The sequence below is a fragment of the Sphaerochaeta sp. PS genome (genome assembly GCF_032144095.1).
Lineage (GTDB): Bacteria > Spirochaetota > Spirochaetia > Sphaerochaetales > Sphaerochaetaceae > Sphaerochaeta.
Genome location: NZ_JAVSNJ010000001.1, coordinates 286,379 through 303,111 on the forward strand (window position 1 = coordinate 286,379; position 16,733 = coordinate 303,111).

General features: G+C 53.5%; 15 protein-coding genes and 1 tRNA gene. 11 read left to right on the top strand and 5 right to left on the bottom strand.

Features of this window, described 5'->3' with window-relative positions:
* Nucleotides 1–100 precede the first annotated feature (100 nt).
* The 3 genes from ROJ03_RS01395 to ROJ03_RS01405 form a co-directional block, all read right to left on the bottom strand.
* A tRNA-Ile gene (locus tag ROJ03_RS01395) sits at nt 101–174 on the bottom strand.
* A gap of 75 nt (nt 175–249) precedes the next feature.
* Nucleotides 250–969, bottom strand: coding sequence for a hypothetical protein (locus ROJ03_RS01400; RefSeq protein WP_313725196.1), 720 nt, complete (start codon nt 967–969; stop codon nt 250–252).
* 197 nt (nt 970–1,166) lie between these two features.
* A complete protein-coding gene (locus ROJ03_RS01405) occupies nt 1,167–1,823 on the bottom strand; it encodes a septal ring lytic transglycosylase RlpA family protein (protein WP_313725197.1) in 657 nt (218 codons plus the stop codon).
* A gap of 81 nt (nt 1,824–1,904) precedes the next feature.
* On the opposite strand from ROJ03_RS01405, the gene lysS reads away from it, so the two are divergent.
* The 3 genes from lysS to ROJ03_RS01420 all read left to right on the top strand — a co-directional run bounded on the left by lysS (nt 1,905) and on the right by ROJ03_RS01420 (nt 5,723).
* On the top strand, nt 1,905–3,479 hold the full coding sequence (gene lysS, locus ROJ03_RS01410) for a lysine--tRNA ligase (RefSeq protein ID WP_313725198.1): 1,575 nt from the start codon (nt 1,905–1,907) through the stop codon (nt 3,477–3,479).
* A gap of 74 nt (nt 3,480–3,553) precedes the next feature.
* The gene (locus ROJ03_RS01415; protein ID WP_313725199.1) at nt 3,554–4,177 is read left to right on the top strand and encodes a flavodoxin family protein; all 624 of its coding nucleotides are present in this window, start codon (nt 3,554–3,556) and stop codon (nt 4,175–4,177) included.
* A 40-nt stretch (nt 4,178–4,217) separates the two neighbouring features.
* The gene (locus ROJ03_RS01420) at nt 4,218–5,723 is read left to right on the top strand and encodes an alpha-N-arabinofuranosidase (protein ID WP_313725200.1); all 1,506 of its coding nucleotides are present in this window, start codon (nt 4,218–4,220) and stop codon (nt 5,721–5,723) included.
* 100 nt (nt 5,724–5,823) lie between these two features.
* Here the strand turns inward: ROJ03_RS01420 and era are convergent, their stop codons facing one another.
* On the bottom strand, nt 5,824–6,705 hold the full coding sequence (gene era, locus ROJ03_RS01425) for a GTPase Era (RefSeq protein WP_313725201.1): 882 nt from the start codon (nt 6,703–6,705) through the stop codon (nt 5,824–5,826).
* Nucleotides 6,706–6,879: 174 nt separating this feature from the next.
* On the opposite strand from era, the gene ROJ03_RS01430 reads away from it, so the two are divergent.
* The 3 genes from ROJ03_RS01430 to ROJ03_RS01440 are packed head-to-tail and all read left to right on the top strand — an operon-like array spanning nt 6,880 to nt 10,746.
* Nucleotides 6,880–7,458, top strand: a complete 579-nt coding sequence (locus tag ROJ03_RS01430) for an ATP-dependent Clp protease proteolytic subunit (protein WP_313725202.1) — start codon at nt 6,880–6,882, stop codon at nt 7,456–7,458.
* 6 nt (nt 7,459–7,464) lie between these two features.
* Nucleotides 7,465–9,693, top strand: coding sequence for an MFS transporter (locus ROJ03_RS01435; protein ID WP_313725203.1), 2,229 nt, complete (start codon nt 7,465–7,467; stop codon nt 9,691–9,693).
* Between the two features lie 36 nt (nt 9,694–9,729).
* Nucleotides 9,730–10,746: an endonuclease/exonuclease/phosphatase family protein gene (locus tag ROJ03_RS01440; RefSeq protein ID WP_313725204.1), complete on the top strand. Its 1,017-nt coding sequence runs from the start codon at nt 9,730–9,732 to the stop codon at nt 10,744–10,746.
* Here the strand turns inward: ROJ03_RS01440 and ROJ03_RS01445 are convergent.
* Nucleotides 10,684–11,385, bottom strand: coding sequence for a redox-sensing transcriptional repressor Rex (locus ROJ03_RS01445; protein ID WP_313725205.1), 702 nt, complete (start codon nt 11,383–11,385; stop codon nt 10,684–10,686). The two genes, ROJ03_RS01440 and ROJ03_RS01445, sit on opposite strands and share 63 nt — an antisense overlap.
* Before the next feature lie 176 nt (nt 11,386–11,561).
* On the opposite strand from ROJ03_RS01445, the gene ROJ03_RS01450 reads away from it, so the two are divergent.
* Genes ROJ03_RS01450 through ROJ03_RS01470 form a run of 5 tightly spaced genes read left to right on the top strand, consistent with a single transcriptional unit; the run spans nt 11,562 to nt 16,637 of the window.
* Entirely contained in the window at nt 11,562–12,035 is a 474-nt protein-coding gene (locus ROJ03_RS01450) for an NAD(P)H-dependent oxidoreductase subunit E (protein ID WP_313725206.1), read from the top strand.
* 19 nt (nt 12,036–12,054) lie between these two features.
* Entirely contained in the window at nt 12,055–12,639 is a 585-nt protein-coding gene (locus ROJ03_RS01455; RefSeq protein ID WP_313725207.1) for an ATP-binding protein, read from the top strand.
* Nucleotides 12,640–12,674: 35 nt separating this feature from the next.
* The gene (locus ROJ03_RS01460; RefSeq protein ID WP_313725208.1) at nt 12,675–13,079 is read left to right on the top strand and encodes a (2Fe-2S) ferredoxin domain-containing protein; all 405 of its coding nucleotides are present in this window, start codon (nt 12,675–12,677) and stop codon (nt 13,077–13,079) included.
* Nucleotides 13,079–14,866, top strand: a complete 1,788-nt coding sequence (locus ROJ03_RS01465) for an NADH-quinone oxidoreductase subunit NuoF (RefSeq protein ID WP_313725209.1) — start codon at nt 13,079–13,081, stop codon at nt 14,864–14,866. Before ROJ03_RS01460 ends, ROJ03_RS01465 begins: the two co-directional genes overlap by 1 nt.
* A gap of 28 nt (nt 14,867–14,894) precedes the next feature.
* A complete protein-coding gene (locus ROJ03_RS01470) occupies nt 14,895–16,637 on the top strand; it encodes an NADH-dependent [FeFe] hydrogenase, group A6 (RefSeq protein ID WP_313725210.1) in 1,743 nt (580 codons plus the stop codon).
* The last annotated feature ends 96 nt before the right edge of the window (nt 16,638–16,733 follow it).

A 16,733-nucleotide genomic window follows, 5' to 3' on the forward strand; every position in this document is an offset into this window, starting at 1 on the left:
AGAAATACAAATCCCACAAGATTCTGATCTGAGCCTTTGAAGTTCACCCATGAACCCTCAAAACAAAAAAACTCCCTGCACTGCAAGGAGTTTCTAACTTTGGGCCCAGAAGGACTTGAACCTTCGACCCACGGATTATGAGTCCGATGCTCTAACCAACTGAGCTATAGGCCCGAAAAGCTGTAAGTAATGTATAAGATTTTTTTGAGAATGTAAAGGACGTTGTGAAAGAACTTCGAAGGAGGATTATTACCAGTCAGGCCTATAGATCTCCTTGTTCCTGACAGCCTCCAAAACAAACCTTGCACCCTGGTTATCCCTAGGATTGAGCCTCAATATCTTCCTTGCAGGTACTGCTGCAGCATCGAAATCACCCTGCTTCCAATACCAGCATGCAAGGCCGTGCAGGGCACGCAGATAGGGCCTGTTGTTGAGGTATTCCCATGGGAACTGTGAGGTTTCATCAAAAGGAAGACTCTGCTCTGCAATGTGGATCGCTCCGGTATAACAGTTGAAGGAGCTCCTTTCCATATCAGGGGTTGCAAAGCTCATGGTTCCCATATGGACCAAGGCATCGATGCACTGTGGATACTGTTCCCATAGCCTTGCAAGCGCATCATACCCCTTTGAGCCCTCCATCTGTGTAGCCTCATATACAGGATCCCTTCCAGGGCTGTAGAAGCCAAAGCCCGTATAATCCTTGAACTCATACTTGTTTCGTTCGACCTTCTCGAACTCAAGGGGAGGGACAGCTAGGTTTGCAAGGATAAGCTCGCTTTTGAGCAGGTTCCCTGATACATAGGAAGTCTTCTTGAACACCCACTCCTTGTCGACTTCGACGGTTATGGTATCAAGTTCAAATGTCTTGAAGTCGACAACACCCTTTATGGAAACAATGGTCCCTGTTTCCAGGTCTCTTGTGCGGTAACCCATGTTGTTGAGCTTCAGAACCAAATATTGCTTTTCCATCATATTCCCCTACTGGTCAATCCTCACCGTGAAACCCAGTTTCGTCAAGCCATTACGTATATTCTGTTCCCTGTTTTTCTTAGGGGAAACACAGGTGCATACGCAAGCTTCTGACCAGACCCTCCATGCTTTTCTGCAAATCCAATGGAGTGGATACAGTAGCCTCTACGGTCGGAAGAAATGGTGTTCCGTCTAGCCTACTTGTAAGGGTTGGCCTCACTCTTCTTGAGGATGTTCTTCTCATCGAAGCCCAGGGCTGAGAGGACCTTCACCGTCTTGTCCAGCTGGTAGGCTGGGATCCAGCGAACCGTAAGCCGTACCGCCTTCGTATCGGGAAGCTGTTCGGCATAGGGACGAAGCCCTGCGTTGAGCAGGCGGTCATACTGGGAGTAGGCTGTCAGCAACGACGAGTATGCACCCACCTGGATCTGATACCAGCCGGTATCGCCAGGACGGTCATATTTGGATTCGGGGACCTCGGGTTGGAAAATCAGGGTAAGGGTCACATTGGCGATACCGCTGTCCAGCAGCCCTGCCTGCTTTGCAGCAGCTGGGGTCAGGTCGATGATGCGCCCTTCGATGAACGGACCTCGGTCGTTGATCCTTACGTCCACACTCTTGTTCTTGTCCAGGTTGGTCACTCGCACCAGGGTGCCGAACTTCAGGCTCTTGTGTGCTGCCGAAAGCGAAGTGGGGTCGAAGACCTCTCCGTTGGCGGTGAGGCTTCCGGCCATGTCGCTGGTGTACCAGGAGGCGATGCCCTTCTCGATGATGGACCCCGGTTGGGCTTCGGCTTCAGCAAACAGCGGAAGCACAAAAAGCAGACAGATCATAAAGGCTAATGCTCGTTTCATACCCATAGTATACGCTCAGCCCTTTTGTTTTGGCAACATGGAGTTGAATTGATGTGTCTCTTTCCATTATACTCGACAGCTATGAGCGAACAGAACCTATCAACACATTGGGCGGATATATACGCCGACAAGATTATTCGTGAGAAGGGCGAGAAGGAGTGCTATACCTGCGCTTCCGGCATTACCCCTTCTGGAACTGTCCATATAGGAAACTTCAGGGAGATCATCTCAGTTGACCTCGTGGTGAAGGCACTTCGGGCCAAAGGAAAGAACGTACGGTTCATCTACAGTTGGGATGACTACGACGTGTTCCGCAAAGTACCCAAGAACATGCCCCAACCGGAACTGCTGGAAACCTTCCTGCGCAAACCCATAACCCTGGTACCCGATACCACAGGAAAGGCAGACAACTACGCCCGGGCCAACGAGCTGGACGTGGAGAAGATCCTTCCTGTAGTGGGCGTAGAGCCCGAGTACCTCTACCAGGCCGACCGATACAGAAAGAGTGTCTATGCCCAAGGCATACGCACTGCCCTGGAAAAGAGAGACGAGATCAGGGTCATCCTGGACGAGTTCCGCACCACACCCCTCGAAGAGGATTGGTGGCCGGTATCCGTATTCTCCTCCTTCACCGATAAGGACACCACCACCATCCTTGGCTGGGACGGGGAGTGGGGCGTAACCTACAGGGATGACGAGACTGGCCAGACCGAGACCATAGACCTACGCAACACCAGCTACGCCAAGCTCCCCTGGAGACTTGACTGGCCGATGAGATGGTCCTATGAGGGTGTCGACTTCGAACCAGCTGGCAAGGACCACCACAGTGAAGGTGGCTCGTTCGATACCTCAAGGAAGATGGTCAGGGTATTTGGGGCAGAGGCCCCTGTATCCTTCCAGTATGACTTCATCAGCATCAAGGGCCGTGGTGGGAAGATCTCCTCCTCAAGTGGAGAGGTAATCTCCCTCTATGAGGTCCTGGAAGTCTTTACCCCAGAGATAACCCGCTACATGTTTGTAGGTACCAGACCAAACTCCGAGTTCGCCATCTCCTTCGACCTCGATGTGTTGAAGATGTACGAGGACTACGACTCCTGCGAGCGCATCTACTTTGGCCTGATGCAGGTAAACGACAAGCGAAAGGCAAAGGAGAAGAGGATCTACGAACTGAGCCAGGTTGGCGAAGTCCCTACCGAAGCCTCCTTCCAGATTCCCTTCCGCCACCTCTGCAACCTGCTTCAGCTACATGAAGGAAACATCCCTGTAGCCATCAGCACCCTGGGAAGCATGACCGACAGCCAGAGAAAACGCCTTGAAACCCGCTGTGTCTGCGCCTGGAACTGGATCACCCACTTTGCCCCTGAAGACTTCAAGTACCGCCTGGCAACCGAATCTGACGCCAAGGTTGAAATCTCCGAGACCGAACGCAAGGCGATACATGACCTCACCGCCCTGGTAGAGGTAATGGACAGCCTTGAGGACAAGGAGTACACCACACGCCTCTATGATGCTGCAAAGGACAATGGCCTTGAAACAGCCGACTTCTTCCAGCTTGTCTACCGCGTGATGATCGGCCAGGACAAGGGGCCGAAACTCGGACCCTTCATCCAGACCTGTGGCAAGGAGAAGACCCTCGCCATTCTCAAGCGATATTAACAGCGCCTCATTTCGAAAGTATATGGTATATTGGAGGGGAGCACATGCTCCCCTTTCTATTTTTGGAGGTAACGATGAACGTTCTTATGATCAACGGCAGTCCCAACGAGAGAGGCTGCACCTACACAGCCCTCAGTGAGGTGGCAACCAAGCTACAGGAGCTGGGTATCGAAAGCGAGATCCTTTGGATAGGCAAGGGTGCCATCAACGGATGCACAGCTTGTGGGTCGTGCAGCACCACCGGCGTCTGTATCTTTACCAAGGACCGGGTCAACGAAGCCGCCCTCAAGGCCAAGGCCTGTGATGCCCTGGTCCTGGGTTCCCCTGTCTATTATGCAGCAGCGGCTGGCTCTTTGGTTGCCTTCACCGACAGGCTGTTCAGGGTCATTTCCAAACATATGGCCAAAAAGCTAGGTGCCGCCGTGGTATCCTGCCGCAGGGGTGGGGCAAGTGCAACCTTCGACCAGCTGAACAAGTACTTTACCATCAGCCAGATGCCCGTCGTCTCCTCCACCTACTGGAACAGTGTCCATGGCAACACCCCTGACGAGGTGCGTCAGGATCTTGAGGGGCTGCAGGTAATGCGGAACCTCGGCTCCAACCTTGCGTGGCTCTTGCAGTGCATTGAGGCAGGCGAGGCCAACGGCGTTGCCCATCCCCAGGTCAGCAACGAGCTGAGGACAAATTTTATCCGCTAGAGCCTACCCGACCCATATCGTTGTGAAGGAGCCATATAGTATGAAATCTGCAACACTGACAGTAGACCGCTCGGCATCGATCGCCCTCATCGACGACCGCCTGTATGGCTCATTCATAGAACACCTTGGACGGGCCGTCTACGGTGGCATCTACCAACCAGGGCATAGCCGAAGCGATAAGGATGGCTTCAGGCTCGATGTGATTGATTTGGTACGGAAACTGAGGGTACCCATCATCAGGTACCCGGGAGGCAATTTTGTATCCGGGTATAACTGGGAGGATGGGGTAGGCCCCCAGCAGCTTCGTCCAACCAGGCTAGACCTGGCCTGGTTTACCAGGGAACCAAACACCATCGGGATGCAGGAGTTCTCAAGGTGGCTGGGAAACGTGGATTCAGAGCTGATGATGGCGGTAAACCTTGGGACACGAGGGCCCGATGAGGCCAGGAACCTGGTGGAGTACAGCAACCATAGGGGTGGGACCTACTGGAGCGACCTGAGGAAGAAACACGGCAAGGAAAGCCCCTATGACATCAAGACATGGTGTCTTGGCAACGAGATGGACGGCCCTTGGCAGATTTGCAGCAAGACCGCCTATGAATATGGAAGGGTTGCAACAGAGGCCGCAAAACTCATGAAGTGGACAGATCCCACCATCGAGCTGGTGGCATGTGGCAGCTCCTATTCCAAGATGCCCACCTTTGGCACATGGGAAGCAACCGTCCTCGACCTGGCATATGAGCATATCGACTACCTATCCCTGCATGAATACTATGGGAACAGTGAAGGTGACACTCCCTCCTACCTAGCCAAGAACCTTGGGATGGATTCGTTCATCAAGAGCGTCGTCTCCCTGTGCGATGCCGCAAAAGCGAGGAAGGGGTCGAAGAAGACCATCAACCTCTCCTTTGACGAGTGGAATGTCTGGTACCATACCCTTGACCAGGACAAGAGTATCGAACACTGGGTCGATGCCCCCCATCGGTTGGAGGACAACTACAACTTCGAGGATGCCCTGCTTGTCGGCGGGCTCTTGATTACCCTGATCAAGAATTCCGATCGGGTACGGATAGCTTGCCTTGCCCAGCTGGTAAATGTGATCGCGCCGATCATGACTGAAGAAGATGGCGAGGCCTGGGTCCAGACCATATTCTACCCCTATATGCATGCCTCCACCTTTGGACGGGGAAGGGCCCTGGAGGTGGAGCTTGAAAGCCCTCTCTATGATTGCGCTATAGGCGAAGGGATTCCCTTCATCGACTCTGTGGCAGTCCTGAACGAAGAGGAAAAAACCTGTACGCTCTTCATACTCAACCGTAGCCTCACAGACGACCTGCAGCTCAGATGCGACCTGCGGTCACTCCATGTCTCTTCCGGGATCGAGCATATCAGGCTGGATGGCCATGGCCTGAAGGAGACCAACACAGGAACCGACCCCATGCGCATCAAGCCCTTCCACCAGGGCCTTCCCATGGAAAAGGGGAAAGCCGTTGAGGTGGTAGTGAAGAAAGCATCCTGGAATGTCCTGCGCTTCTCCACCCTGTAGATACACATTTGTTGGACTTGCTGTACAAACAGATGAGCACCTATCGTTGGATGGGTGCTCATCTGCATAGAGGCAAGGAATGTCTGCGGCCAGGGGTAGGCTAGCGAAGGATCCTATCAAGGACAGAGGCGTTGTTTCTCCACTTGTCCTGGGCCTTCACCCTGAGGTCAAGCTCAAGCTTCTTGCCCGGGAATATGGCCCTGATCTCAGGGGTGCATCCTTGGCGGATCTTCTTGATGTTGGCTCCGCCCTTGCCTACGACGATACCCTTCTGGGTCTCCCGTTCGACAATGATCGCTGCACGGATCCAGATGGTATTGGTCTCTTCCTTGTGCTCGATGTCCTCGACGGTGACATAGATGGCATGGGGGATCTCTTCGGTGACCAGGTTGATCGCCTTCTCGCGGATGATCTCGCTGACGCGGAACTCCACAGGCTGGTCGGTATAGGCGTCCTCAGGGTAGAGCAGCTCCCCTTCAGGGGCCAGCTTGTACAGCTCGATGAGTATCTCGTCGACCCCTTCGTCAAGCTTGGCGCTGGCAGTTATAACCACTGCGGCTGGAAGCTGTTCTGCAAGAAAGGCCTTGGCAGCGTCATGCTCACCTATGGTGAGGATGTCGCTCTTGTTGATGCAGGCGACCACAGGGGTCTTCACCTTTGCCAGCAGGGCTGTGATGGCCTTCTCCTCATCGCCAGGGGTTCTTTTGGCGTCGATGATGTAGAGAATGATATCGCTATCTTCCAGGGTTCTGACCGCAGTATCCTGCAGTCGTTTGTTCATCACCTTCTCGCTGAGGTGGTAGCCCGGGGTATCGGTAAAGATAAGTTGTCCTCGAGGGTCGGTATAGATGCCACGGATGGCATTTCGGGTAGTCTGGGGCGTGGATGCGGTAATGGATACCTTCATCTCAGTGATGGTATTGAGCAGGGTGCTTTTGCCGGCAGACGGCCTTCCTATAATTGCAACTGTGGCACATTTCATGAACAGATCCTCCATTGGTGAGTATAGCGAATAGCTAGGCCAATGGATACAGAAGTGCAAAGAATCACTGAACGCCTCCTCATAATGGCTTGTTATCCCTTTTCAATGCGTTGCATATCCCGTATACTTGGACAAAACGCGTAAGCGGCAAACCTTTATGAAGAGAGGCTTTTCATGCCAGATACAGAAGAAGAGAAGAAGCCTGCAGTGCAGGATCCCCAGATAAACGAAAAACTTTTGAAGACCCGTTCCATCATGCTCAGCGGCGAGATCAACAAGGAGAGTGCCGAACTTGTCATCAAGCAGCTGTTGGTCCTGGAAGGGGAGAGCAACGACCCTGTCAGGATCTTCATCAACAGCCCCGGTGGTGATGTCGATGCAGGCTACGCCATCTTCGACATGGCCAGGTTCGTTACCTGTCCTGTCACCATGATAGGCATGGGCCTTGTGGCCAGTGCCGCTGCCCTGGTCTTGCTTGCAGTGCCTGCAGAGAGACGGCTTGCTCTTCCCAACTCCACCTACCTCATCCACCAGCCCATGAGCGGGATGAAGGGCGTGGCTACGGACATCGAGATACACGCCCTGCACCTGGAGAAGCTTCGGACCAAGCTTGATGCCCTCATCGCCTCCGAGACAGGCAAGAGTGCAGAGCAGGTCAACAAGGACACCGAAAGGGACCATTGGCTCTCCAGCTCGGAAGCCCTCTCCTATGGCCTTGTCAGCAGGATCATAACCACAAGGGGTGAACTCTAGAAACCTATGGGCAAGACAAAATACCTCAGTGAGGCAGAAAAACAACTCGGGCGAAAGCACATGTATTTGCAGGAGTTCTTCAACGGCGTTGCATACAGCCTGCTTGGGGACACCATCGTCTATCTGTTGGCCATCTACTTTGGTGCAGGTAACCTTGCCTTGGGATACATAGCCTCTGCCTCCTATATCGCAGGGGCTGTGTTGCCGTTCATCCCCCTGATCTTCAAGGGAAAGAACCAGATCAAGGTGCAGTCAAGCGTCTGGCTGCTTCGAGGGGTGGTCTGCTTTGGCTATGTCGGCCTGTTCTTCCTCACTGGCGATGCTGCGGTCCTCCTCTTGCTCGGCATCTACACCATATTCAACATATTCCGCATGGTAGGCATCGCCCTCAACGACTTTACGATGAAGAGCATCAGCAGCGTCTCCAACCGGGGCAAGGTGGTGGGAAACGTCAACGTAGCCTACCAGAGCTCCTCCATGGTTGTTCGCTGCATCACCGCTCTGGTATTGGGCATCCAGCAGTTCTCTGGCCTCGTTGGCTTGATAGGCCTGCAGATCATTGGTGCCTTCATGAATTTCTTTGCCGCCCACCAGATGTCCCTCATTCCCTCACGCAGCACCATCGTCCACAACAAGGGCAGGACAGTCTTCACCATCTTCAGGGAGGCAATGGGCCAGTCATCCCTGCGCAGAAGGCTCTTCCTCAGGTGGCTCTCTACCTCAGTGTCGGTCATCTTTGGCCTTACCGTCCCTTTCCTCAGGATTGAGCTTGCCCTCTCCAACAGCATGGTCGTACTCTATTCTGTCGTGCTGGGCCTTGCTGTGGTTGCGGCAAGCTACATCAGCAAGCAGTTCTCCGACCGCTTGGGATCCCGGCCCCTGGTCTTCTTGTCCACCCTGTTCTCCCTCTTCTTCTTCCTGCTCTGGGCTCTGATAACTCCCCAGACCTCTCCGGTAGTATTTTTCTTCCTCGGGTTTTTTACCAACTTCTTTGTCGCACTCATCAGCCTCTTGGTATTTCGCCTGCTTGCCCAGGTCATGCCCGACGACGATGCAGTGGGCTTTAACTCCATGGCCAACTTCGTCATAGCCATCGTGGCCTTTGGCGTAGGTATTGTCAGCGGCCTGTTGGCAGACAGCGGCGACCTTGCCCGCTCGATCTTCACCTTTGACAGCAGGTCGGCAGGCAATGGCTATACGCTGGTATTCCTCTTTGCGATGGTCCTGACAGCCGTCGAAGCCCTGGTTGCTGCAAAGCTGCAGGAAGTGGGTGCCTACTCCTCACAGGCTGCTGCTGCGGTTGTCTTTTCCATGCACGGGCTGAAGGCCGTCTCCATGATCGAGAAGCTTGAGAAGGAGACCGACCCTGCAAAGCGCAGGTTTCTCATGCACTCCCTGGGAAGCAACTACAACAACATGGCAACCAGTGAGATCCGGTCCATCCTTGCTTCCCCCTTCTCCTCGGACAAGATCGAGGCTGTTCGTGCCCTTGCCGACCGGCCACGGAAGTCCCTGCTCGATGACCTCATCACCATCGCACGCGACGATGACTCCTACGTCCAGCTTGATGCCATAGCCGCCCTTGGTTCCTACAAGAAGGACCCGAAGGTCAAGGAAGTAATGCTCCAGCTGCTCAAGTATGGCCGATGGTCCTCGGTGAGGTCCATGGCCAGCAAGACCCTTGCACGCATCACCGAATCGACCGAATACCTGCCCCTGGTCAATGAGCTTTCGCACAATGCCAAGCACATCGACGAGGTCATCGACTTCCTCATTGCAAAACGGCACATGGACAAGGAGGGGACCTTCTACCAGGAGTTCTTCCTCTCGGTGGAGCAGGGCAGGAGCTCGACCTTCCGACAGACCCGCTATGCTGTCATAGCATCCTTTCTCAAGTTTGGCTCCCCAAGGCTTTCGACCCTCTTCGAGCAGATGAACACCGGCAGTGTGAAGGATTTCCTCTCCGGCTTCCTTACCGAAGCCAGGGACCTCAACCAGATAGACCTACACTATGATGAGGTGCACTCGATGTTCACCAACCATAGGTGGGATGAGCTACGCACCTTCTGCCTGGGGATCCTCGATGACTGCAATGTTTCCTTCGACCCCAACTTTGAGAACCTCAAGATTGGGATTCTCAAGTCCCGTGAGATGGACATCAAGCTTTTTGACATGCAGGATGCCCTCGCCGGGCTCTATTTCTGCTACTCCCTGGGAAAGAACGCCAAAGTCTGAAGCAAAGGGGGCTGATCGCCCCCTTAGCTTTGTACGATGAAAAGAGCCCTTGTATCCCTGCTGTGCTTCCTGTTCCTGGTGTGCGGCTGCTCCCTTGATGCCCAGCCCTCCTCGGAAATGGAGTTCAGGATCCTCACCTACAATGTACAGAACCTCATGGACGACAAGCTCGACGGGGATGAGTATCCTGAATACCGTCCTTCGGAAAGCTGGAATACCGCATCCTATCGGATGAGGCTGAGAACCCTCAACGAGGTGGTCACCAACCGCAGCATCGGCCTCTGTGATGTCTGCATATTCCAGGAGATCGAAAACGAGAGGGTCCTCTCCGACCTTCTGGACAACCACCTTGGCCGCAAGGGCTACCTCTGGTATGCCTTTGCCAAAGAGGAAGGCTCTTCCATCGGGGTGGGGATGGTAAGCAGGAGAAAACCAAAGCACGTTGCTGTCCATGCAGTAGAAGGATCCAGACCTGTTTTGGAAGCTGTGTTCGATACCCCACGTGGTGAGGTCGTCATCTTTGGCTTGCATGCCAAAAGCCAGATAGGTGAGTATGAGGAGACCGAGGCCATGCGTCTGGAACTTAGCCGTGTCCTTGGGCAGGCTGCCAAGCGCCACGAGGGCAAGCTCATCATTCTCTGTGGTGATTTCAATACCGACCCGGATGCCTACCGAAGTGCATCCACCGTACAGCCTGCACTCATAGGCATCGAGAGCCAGAAGGCACGCACCTATATGGGAAGCGGTTCACTGGGTATTACCGGTGAGAGGGCCCATGTCTATTCGGATGTCTGGTATTCGCCCTATCTTGACAGGAGCAATAGCTTTGCCAAGCCCGGTAGCTATTTCTATGGAGGGGCCTGGCACCACTATGACCAGTTTCTGGGCAATGAGTTCTTATTTGATGGGTTGGGTTGGGAGTATGGGTCTTGCCAGATACTCGCCCCGCCAGTCTGTCTGAAGACGGACGGGACGCCCAACGGGTGGAACCTACAGACTCTCAGTGGCGTCAGCGACCATCTTCCTGTTCTCCTTACGCTTCTGCGCAGGTGACTTGCCCCCTTCCTTGGGGAACTTGAGCTCGTAGAAGATCTGCTCCAGTTCCAGGGCTATGTTGATGTTGTGCACAACCGGCATGGTCCCGTCCTTCTGCAGCTGTGGCTTGAGGGTTATGGGGCTAAAGTTCAGGATTCCCATGATCCCGGCCTTTACCAGCCGTTCATAGCTGTCTGAAGCTGCCTGCTCGGGGACGGTGATGATCCCTGCCGTCACCTCAAGGGCCTCAACCACTTCGTCGATCCTGTTGATCGGGTAGATGGGAACCGGATGGGATGCATCGCTATACACCAACGGGTCGCTATCGAAACCTGCCACGATGCGGATGCCATCGGGTTCGAAGCCGTTGTAGTGCATCAGGGCCTTCCCGATCCTCCCGCAGCCTATGATGACGCAGTTCTGTGGAGATCCCTTGCCAAGAATCTCCCCAAGGGACTTGAGCAGGTCGAGGATCTCATAGCCACCTCTTTTCTGCCCGTATATTGCCAATTGTGAGAAATCTTTCCGTACGATTGCGGCAGAAACTCCTGCTGCATCGGCTAGGTTATGTGCAAAGACTTTTTCCAGTCCGATGGTCTTAAGACGATTGAGGGATCTGTAGTATCTTGTGATTCTTATCAATTGGTCGTTGTTCATAGATTATCTCCTGTTAATGTGCCTAATTGTATATTAAACCATATAAATGGTCAATATTTAATTACAAAAACCAGTAAAGTAGTATGGTTATTAGCGTTAGATGTAAGAATATGGTGACACGATTTGGAAAATAATGCTAGAATAGGCAAACTGAAAATTTGGGTACTGGAGGTTACATGTCGGAAACTAACGAAAACAAGTTCTCGCCTGAGCTGATCTCTTTCATCGAGGAGTGGAAGGACAAACCGGGCAATCTCATTATGGTTCTCCATAAAGTGCAAGAGGAACAAAGCTACATCTCCCGCGAGGCAGCCGATACGGTTGCTGCGATGCTGGATGTTCCCTTGGCGACCATATGGGGTGTTGTATCATTCTACCACTTCTTTAAGCTGACCAAGCCTGGCGAACATAACATTCAGGTCTGCCTGGGCACAGCCTGTTACCTGAAGGGTGCACAGCCTCTCATCGACGAGTTGGGCAAGCTGCTCAAGCTCGAGATAGGTGGAGTGACCGACGACGGTCTCTTCTCCCTTGAGGCTGTACGGTGCGTAGGCTGTTGTGGCCTGGCCCCGGTCCTCACCGTCGGTGGGGAAGTTTTCGGCAAGGTCACCAAAGACCAGATTGCTGGAATAATCGCAAAGTACAAATAAGGAGCGCGAAACAGGGCGTATGCACATCTTTATCTGTGACTTTCTGTTGGACATCGTCCAAAACTCCTTCGAGGCCAAGAGTAGCGAAGTGCACCTTACCCTCGAGGAGAGTGACCATCTACTCTCTTGTACAGTAGAGGACAACGGAAAGGGAATGGATGAGGATCTGAAAGCCAGAGTACTGGACCCTTTCACCACTGATGGGGTCAAACATACAAAACGTAAGGTCGGTTTGGGGTTGCCATTTCTTGTACAGGCTTGTAGAGCTTGTGAAGGGAGCTTCTCCTTGCAGTCCACCTTGGGGATGGGAACCAAAGTTTCCTTTAGTTTTCCCCTGAACCATGTGGATACACCTCCCTTTGGAGACCTTCCTTCTACACTGCTGACTCTGATGAGCCACCCCCTCGCCCAGGAACTTGTTGTCAGGCGGACGCTTGCAACGGTTAAAGGAGATGGAGAGTACCAACTCTCCAAGAGCGAGTTGGGAGAAATCTTGGGTCCCCTGACCTCCAGCGGCACGTTGAACCTGCTTAAGGAGTTCCTGGTATCGCAGGAAGAGGACCTACGGCAGTATTATGTTGAGCACTCGCCTTTCTTGGCATAAAGCCTGTTTCACGTACTAATTTAGGAGGCTAGACCATGGCTAAAATGACACTTGAAGAATTGAGAAAGCTTAGGGACGAGAAACAGAGCGCGCTGCAGAAGCGCGACATCGAAGGAAAGGATTCCCGAATCGTGATCGGCATGGGTACCTGTGGGATCGCAGCTGGGGCCAAGACCGCCCTGGATACCTTCCTCGCTGTCCTGGACGAGAACAAGGTTGACAATGTATCGGTCACCCAGACAGGGTGCATGGGCCTTTGCTATGTGGAGCCAACCGTTGAGGTCCTGGTTCCTGGCATGCCCGATACCATTTATGGAAAAGTGGATGCTGCTACGGCAAGACGGATTGTTGAGCAGCACATCATTGCAAAGCAACTGGTGACCGATCATCTGTTTGATCGTCCTGCTGCTGATATCATCAAGAAGGACGGGGGTAGATAATGGCTTTCAGAAACTACATCTTGGTCTGTGGAGGTACTGCTTGCGAATCGAGCCGTGCAGACCAGATTTATCAGAACCTTGTGAAGGAGTGCGAAGCTCAGGGCGTTGCAGACGAAGTACAGGTCATCAAGACCGGTTGTTTCGGCTTTTGTGAACAGGGCCCGATCGTAAAGATCCTTCCAGAGGACTCCTTTTATGTAAAGGTCTCTCCCAATGATGCCCATGAGCTCATTGCCGAGCACATCATCAAGGGCCGTGAAGTTACGCGCCTTCTCTACAACAAGGAAGAGAGCCGCAAGCATGCCAAGGTTGAGGACATCCAGTTCTACCAGAAGCAGTTCCGTATCGTACTGCGCAACTGTGGATTCATCGACCCCGAGAATATCGACGAGTATATCGCCCGCGAAGGGTATGAGGCTCTCGAGAAAGCCCTTTTTGAGATGACCGGTGACGACATCATCCAGGAACTGAAGACTGCAGGACTGCGTGGACGCGGTGGTGCTGGTTTCCCGACCTGGATGAAGTGGAACTTCACCAAGCAGGCTGAGAATGATGTAAAGTATGTTGTCTGTAATGCTGACGAGGGAGACCCCGGTGCATATATGGACCGCTCCACCCTGGAAGGGGACCCGCACTCCGTCCTTGAGGCCATGACCATCTGTGGTAAGGCAATCGGTGCACACAGGGGCTTCATCTACATCCGTGCAGAGTATCCTCTGGCCATCCACCGTCTTGAAATCGCCATGGCCCAGGCCAGAGAATATGGACTTTTGGGAACCAACATCCTCGGAAGTGGATTTGACTTTGACATTGAGATCCGTCTCGGTGCAGGTGCCTTCGTCTGCGGTGAAGAGACCGCTCTGCTGCAGTCCATCGAAGGGCGCCGTGGTATGCCACAGCCCCGTCCGCCATTCCCAGCCGTCAAGGGCTTGTGGGGTAGGCCGACGGTCATCAACAACGTTGAGACCTGGGCGAACATCCCCATCATCATCACCAAGGGTGGCAACTGGTTCAGCAAGATCGGTACTGCAGACAGCAAGGGAACCAAGGTCTTTGCCCTTACCGGGAAGATCCGGAACTCAGGCTTGGTTGAAGTGCCCATGGGAACCACCCTTCGCGAGATCGTCTTTGACATCGGCGGTGGCATAGCCAACGGACGCAAGTTCAAGGCAGTGCAGACCGGTGGACCTTCCGGTGGCGTCATCACCGAGAAAGACCTCGATACTCCGATCGATTTCGGATCCTTGGTCCGCATCGGTTCCATGATGGGTAGCGGTGGTATGATCGTCATGGATGAGGATGACTGCATTGTGGACGTCGCCAAGTTCTACCTCAACTTTACCGTTGATGAATCTTGTGGAAAGTGTGCACCTTGCAGAATTGGTGGCCGTTCCCTGTGCAATATCCTTGAGAAGATTACTGCAGGAAATGGTGTCCCTGAGGACCTCGAGACTCTCCAGACGATTGGCCATGCGATGAAGACCGGCTCTCTCTGTGCTCTGGGCCAGACAGCTCCCAACCCGGTTCTCTCAAGCATGAAGTATTTCCCTGAGGAGTATCGTGCCCATATCGAGGACAAGGCTTGCCCAAGTGGAACCTGTAAGAAGTTGGTCAGGTATTCGATCCTTGCAGATAAGTGCATCGGCTGTACTGCCTGTGCCCGAAAGTGTCCTGTCGGCGCCATTACCGGCGAGAAGAAACAGATCCACATCATAGACCAGAGCACCTGTATCAAGTGCGGTGTATGTTTGGAGACCTGTAAATTTGGAGCCGTCGTAGTCCATTAGGATCCGACAGAGGAGGAATAAATTGAGTATGGTACATGTAAAGATAAATGGTATCCCTGTAGAAGTTGAACCGGGTACAAGCGTGCTAAACGCTGCCAAGCAGGCAGGGGTCAGAATCCCGACGCTCTGTTACCACGATGACCTGACCCCGTTTGGCTCCTGTGGACTGTGTATTGTCAAGCAGGAGGGCAGTGCGAAGATCATTCGTGCCTGTGCCGCCCCTGTCAACGAGGGCTTGAGTGTCATCACCCATGATGCCGAGCTGTATGAAGTAAGGAAGACCATCCTGGAGCTGATCCTCAGCACCCACCCCTCCTCCTGCCTCACCTGTATCCGCAATACAGAGTGTGAGCTGCAGGACCTGGCCGCTGAGTTCGGTATCCGCGAGCAGCCTTTTGAGGTTCGCCTGAGCGATAGGCCAAAGGATACTTCCTCTGCCTCCATCGTCCTGGACCCTGAGAAGTGCATCAAGTGTGGCCGTTGCGTACAGGTCTGCCAGGACCTCCAGGGCACCTTCGCCCTCGAGTTCATCGGCCGTGGTGATGGAACCTACATGGCTCCTGCTGCGATGCTCAAGCTCGATGACAGCCCCTGTGTAAAGTGTGGCCAATGTGCAGCACACTGCCCAGTCGGTGCCATCTACGAAAAGGATGAGATCGGCTCCTTCCGCAAGGCGGTCAATGACCCTGACAAGAAGGTAGTTGTCCAGATCGCTCCCTCCATCCGTGTAGGATTGAGCGAGTCCTTCGGGCTTCCTGCCGGCACTGTCACCACGAAGAAGATCTACTTTGCCCTGAAGAAACTTGGTGCCTATGCAGTGCATGACACGAACTTCAGTGCCGACCTCACCATCATAGAAGAGGGCCATGAGCTTGTAGGCCGGTTGACCAAGGGTGGCGTCATGCCCCTGCTGACCTCCTGCTGTCCTTCATGGATCGACTATGTCCAGAAGTACTATCCTGACCTGCTTGACCATGTCTCCAGCTGTAAGAGCCCGATGCAGATGCATGGGGCCATTACCAAGACATTCTATGCAGAGAAGGCCGGTCTCGATCCTTCCAAGATCTACTCTGTGGCCATCATGCCCTGTACTGCAAAGAAATTTGAGTCAAAACGTGATGACAACATGAGTGCATCAGGCTACCAGGATGTCGACCTTGTGCTGACAACCCGTGAGCTTGCCCGCATGATCAAGGACTCGGCAATCGATTTCCTCAAGCTTGAGGAGATGGAAGCTGATAGCCCGATCGGCGAATACTCAGGGGCCGGAACAATCTTCGGTGCCACCGGTGGCGTCATGGAAGCGGCTGTACGTACCGCATATCATGTGGTGACCGGCAAGGAGATGGAGAGGGTTGAAGTCGAAGCTGTGCGTGGCCTGGATGAGATCAAGAAGGGAACCGTCGATTTTGACGGCACTCCTATCCGCGTTGCCGTAGTCCATGGACTCTCCCACGCGAAGGAAGTCCTGGACGAAATCCGTGAAGCAAAGGCCAACGGGACAAAGGCTCCCTATGAGTTCATCGAGATCATGGCTTGTCGTGGTGGTTGTATCGCCGGTGGTGGTCAGCCCTATGGTGCAAACGATATCCTGCGCAAGGAAAGAAGTGCAGGCCTCTATGCCGATGACAAGAAGAGTGTCTACCGTTGCTCACACCAGAACCCATCCATCATCAAGCTGTATGAGGATTTCCTTGAGAAGCCGATGAGCGAGAAGGCACACCACCTCTTGCACACCACCTATCAGGAACTGCCTCTCTACAAGGCCTGATAGGTTCACAACTCACTCATACAGAACACCCGGCTTAGCAATAGGCCGGGTGTTTTGCTGTCTTGGCTATAGGGCAGGAAATGAAGGGAGGGTGGG

Bases quoted from the DNA above. Each gene is read 5' to 3' on its own strand.
- ROJ03_RS01435 (WP_313725203.1), top strand. From the start codon at position 7,465: ATGGGCAAGACAAAATACCTCAGTGAGGCAGAAAAACAACTCGGGCGA.
- ROJ03_RS01420 (WP_313725200.1), top strand. From the start codon at position 4,218: ATGAAATCTGCAACACTGACAGTAGACCGCTCGGCATCGATCGCCCTC.
- era (WP_313725201.1), bottom strand. From the start codon at position 6,705: ATGAAATGTGCCACAGTTGCAATTATAGGAAGGCCGTCTGCCGGCAAA.
- ROJ03_RS01440 (WP_313725204.1), top strand. From the start codon at position 9,730: ATGAAAAGAGCCCTTGTATCCCTGCTGTGCTTCCTGTTCCTGGTGTGC.
- lysS (WP_313725198.1), top strand. From the start codon at position 1,905: ATGAGCGAACAGAACCTATCAACACATTGGGCGGATATATACGCCGAC.
- ROJ03_RS01460 (WP_313725208.1), top strand. From the start codon at position 12,675: ATGGCTAAAATGACACTTGAAGAATTGAGAAAGCTTAGGGACGAGAAA.
- ROJ03_RS01400 (WP_313725196.1), bottom strand. From the start codon at position 969: ATGGAAAAGCAATATTTGGTTCTGAAGCTCAACAACATGGGTTACCGC.
- ROJ03_RS01430 (WP_313725202.1), top strand. From the start codon at position 6,880: ATGCCAGATACAGAAGAAGAGAAGAAGCCTGCAGTGCAGGATCCCCAG.
- ROJ03_RS01415 (WP_313725199.1), top strand. From the start codon at position 3,554: ATGAACGTTCTTATGATCAACGGCAGTCCCAACGAGAGAGGCTGCACC.
- ROJ03_RS01405 (WP_313725197.1), bottom strand. From the start codon at position 1,823: ATGAAACGAGCATTAGCCTTTATGATCTGTCTGCTTTTTGTGCTTCCG.
- ROJ03_RS01465 (WP_313725209.1), top strand. From the start codon at position 13,079: ATGGCTTTCAGAAACTACATCTTGGTCTGTGGAGGTACTGCTTGCGAA.
- ROJ03_RS01455 (WP_313725207.1), top strand. From the start codon at position 12,055: ATGCACATCTTTATCTGTGACTTTCTGTTGGACATCGTCCAAAACTCC.
- ROJ03_RS01470 (WP_313725210.1), top strand. From the start codon at position 14,895: ATGGTACATGTAAAGATAAATGGTATCCCTGTAGAAGTTGAACCGGGT.
- ROJ03_RS01445 (WP_313725205.1), bottom strand. From the start codon at position 11,385: ATGAACAACGACCAATTGATAAGAATCACAAGATACTACAGATCCCTC.
- ROJ03_RS01450 (WP_313725206.1), top strand. From the start codon at position 11,562: ATGTCGGAAACTAACGAAAACAAGTTCTCGCCTGAGCTGATCTCTTTC.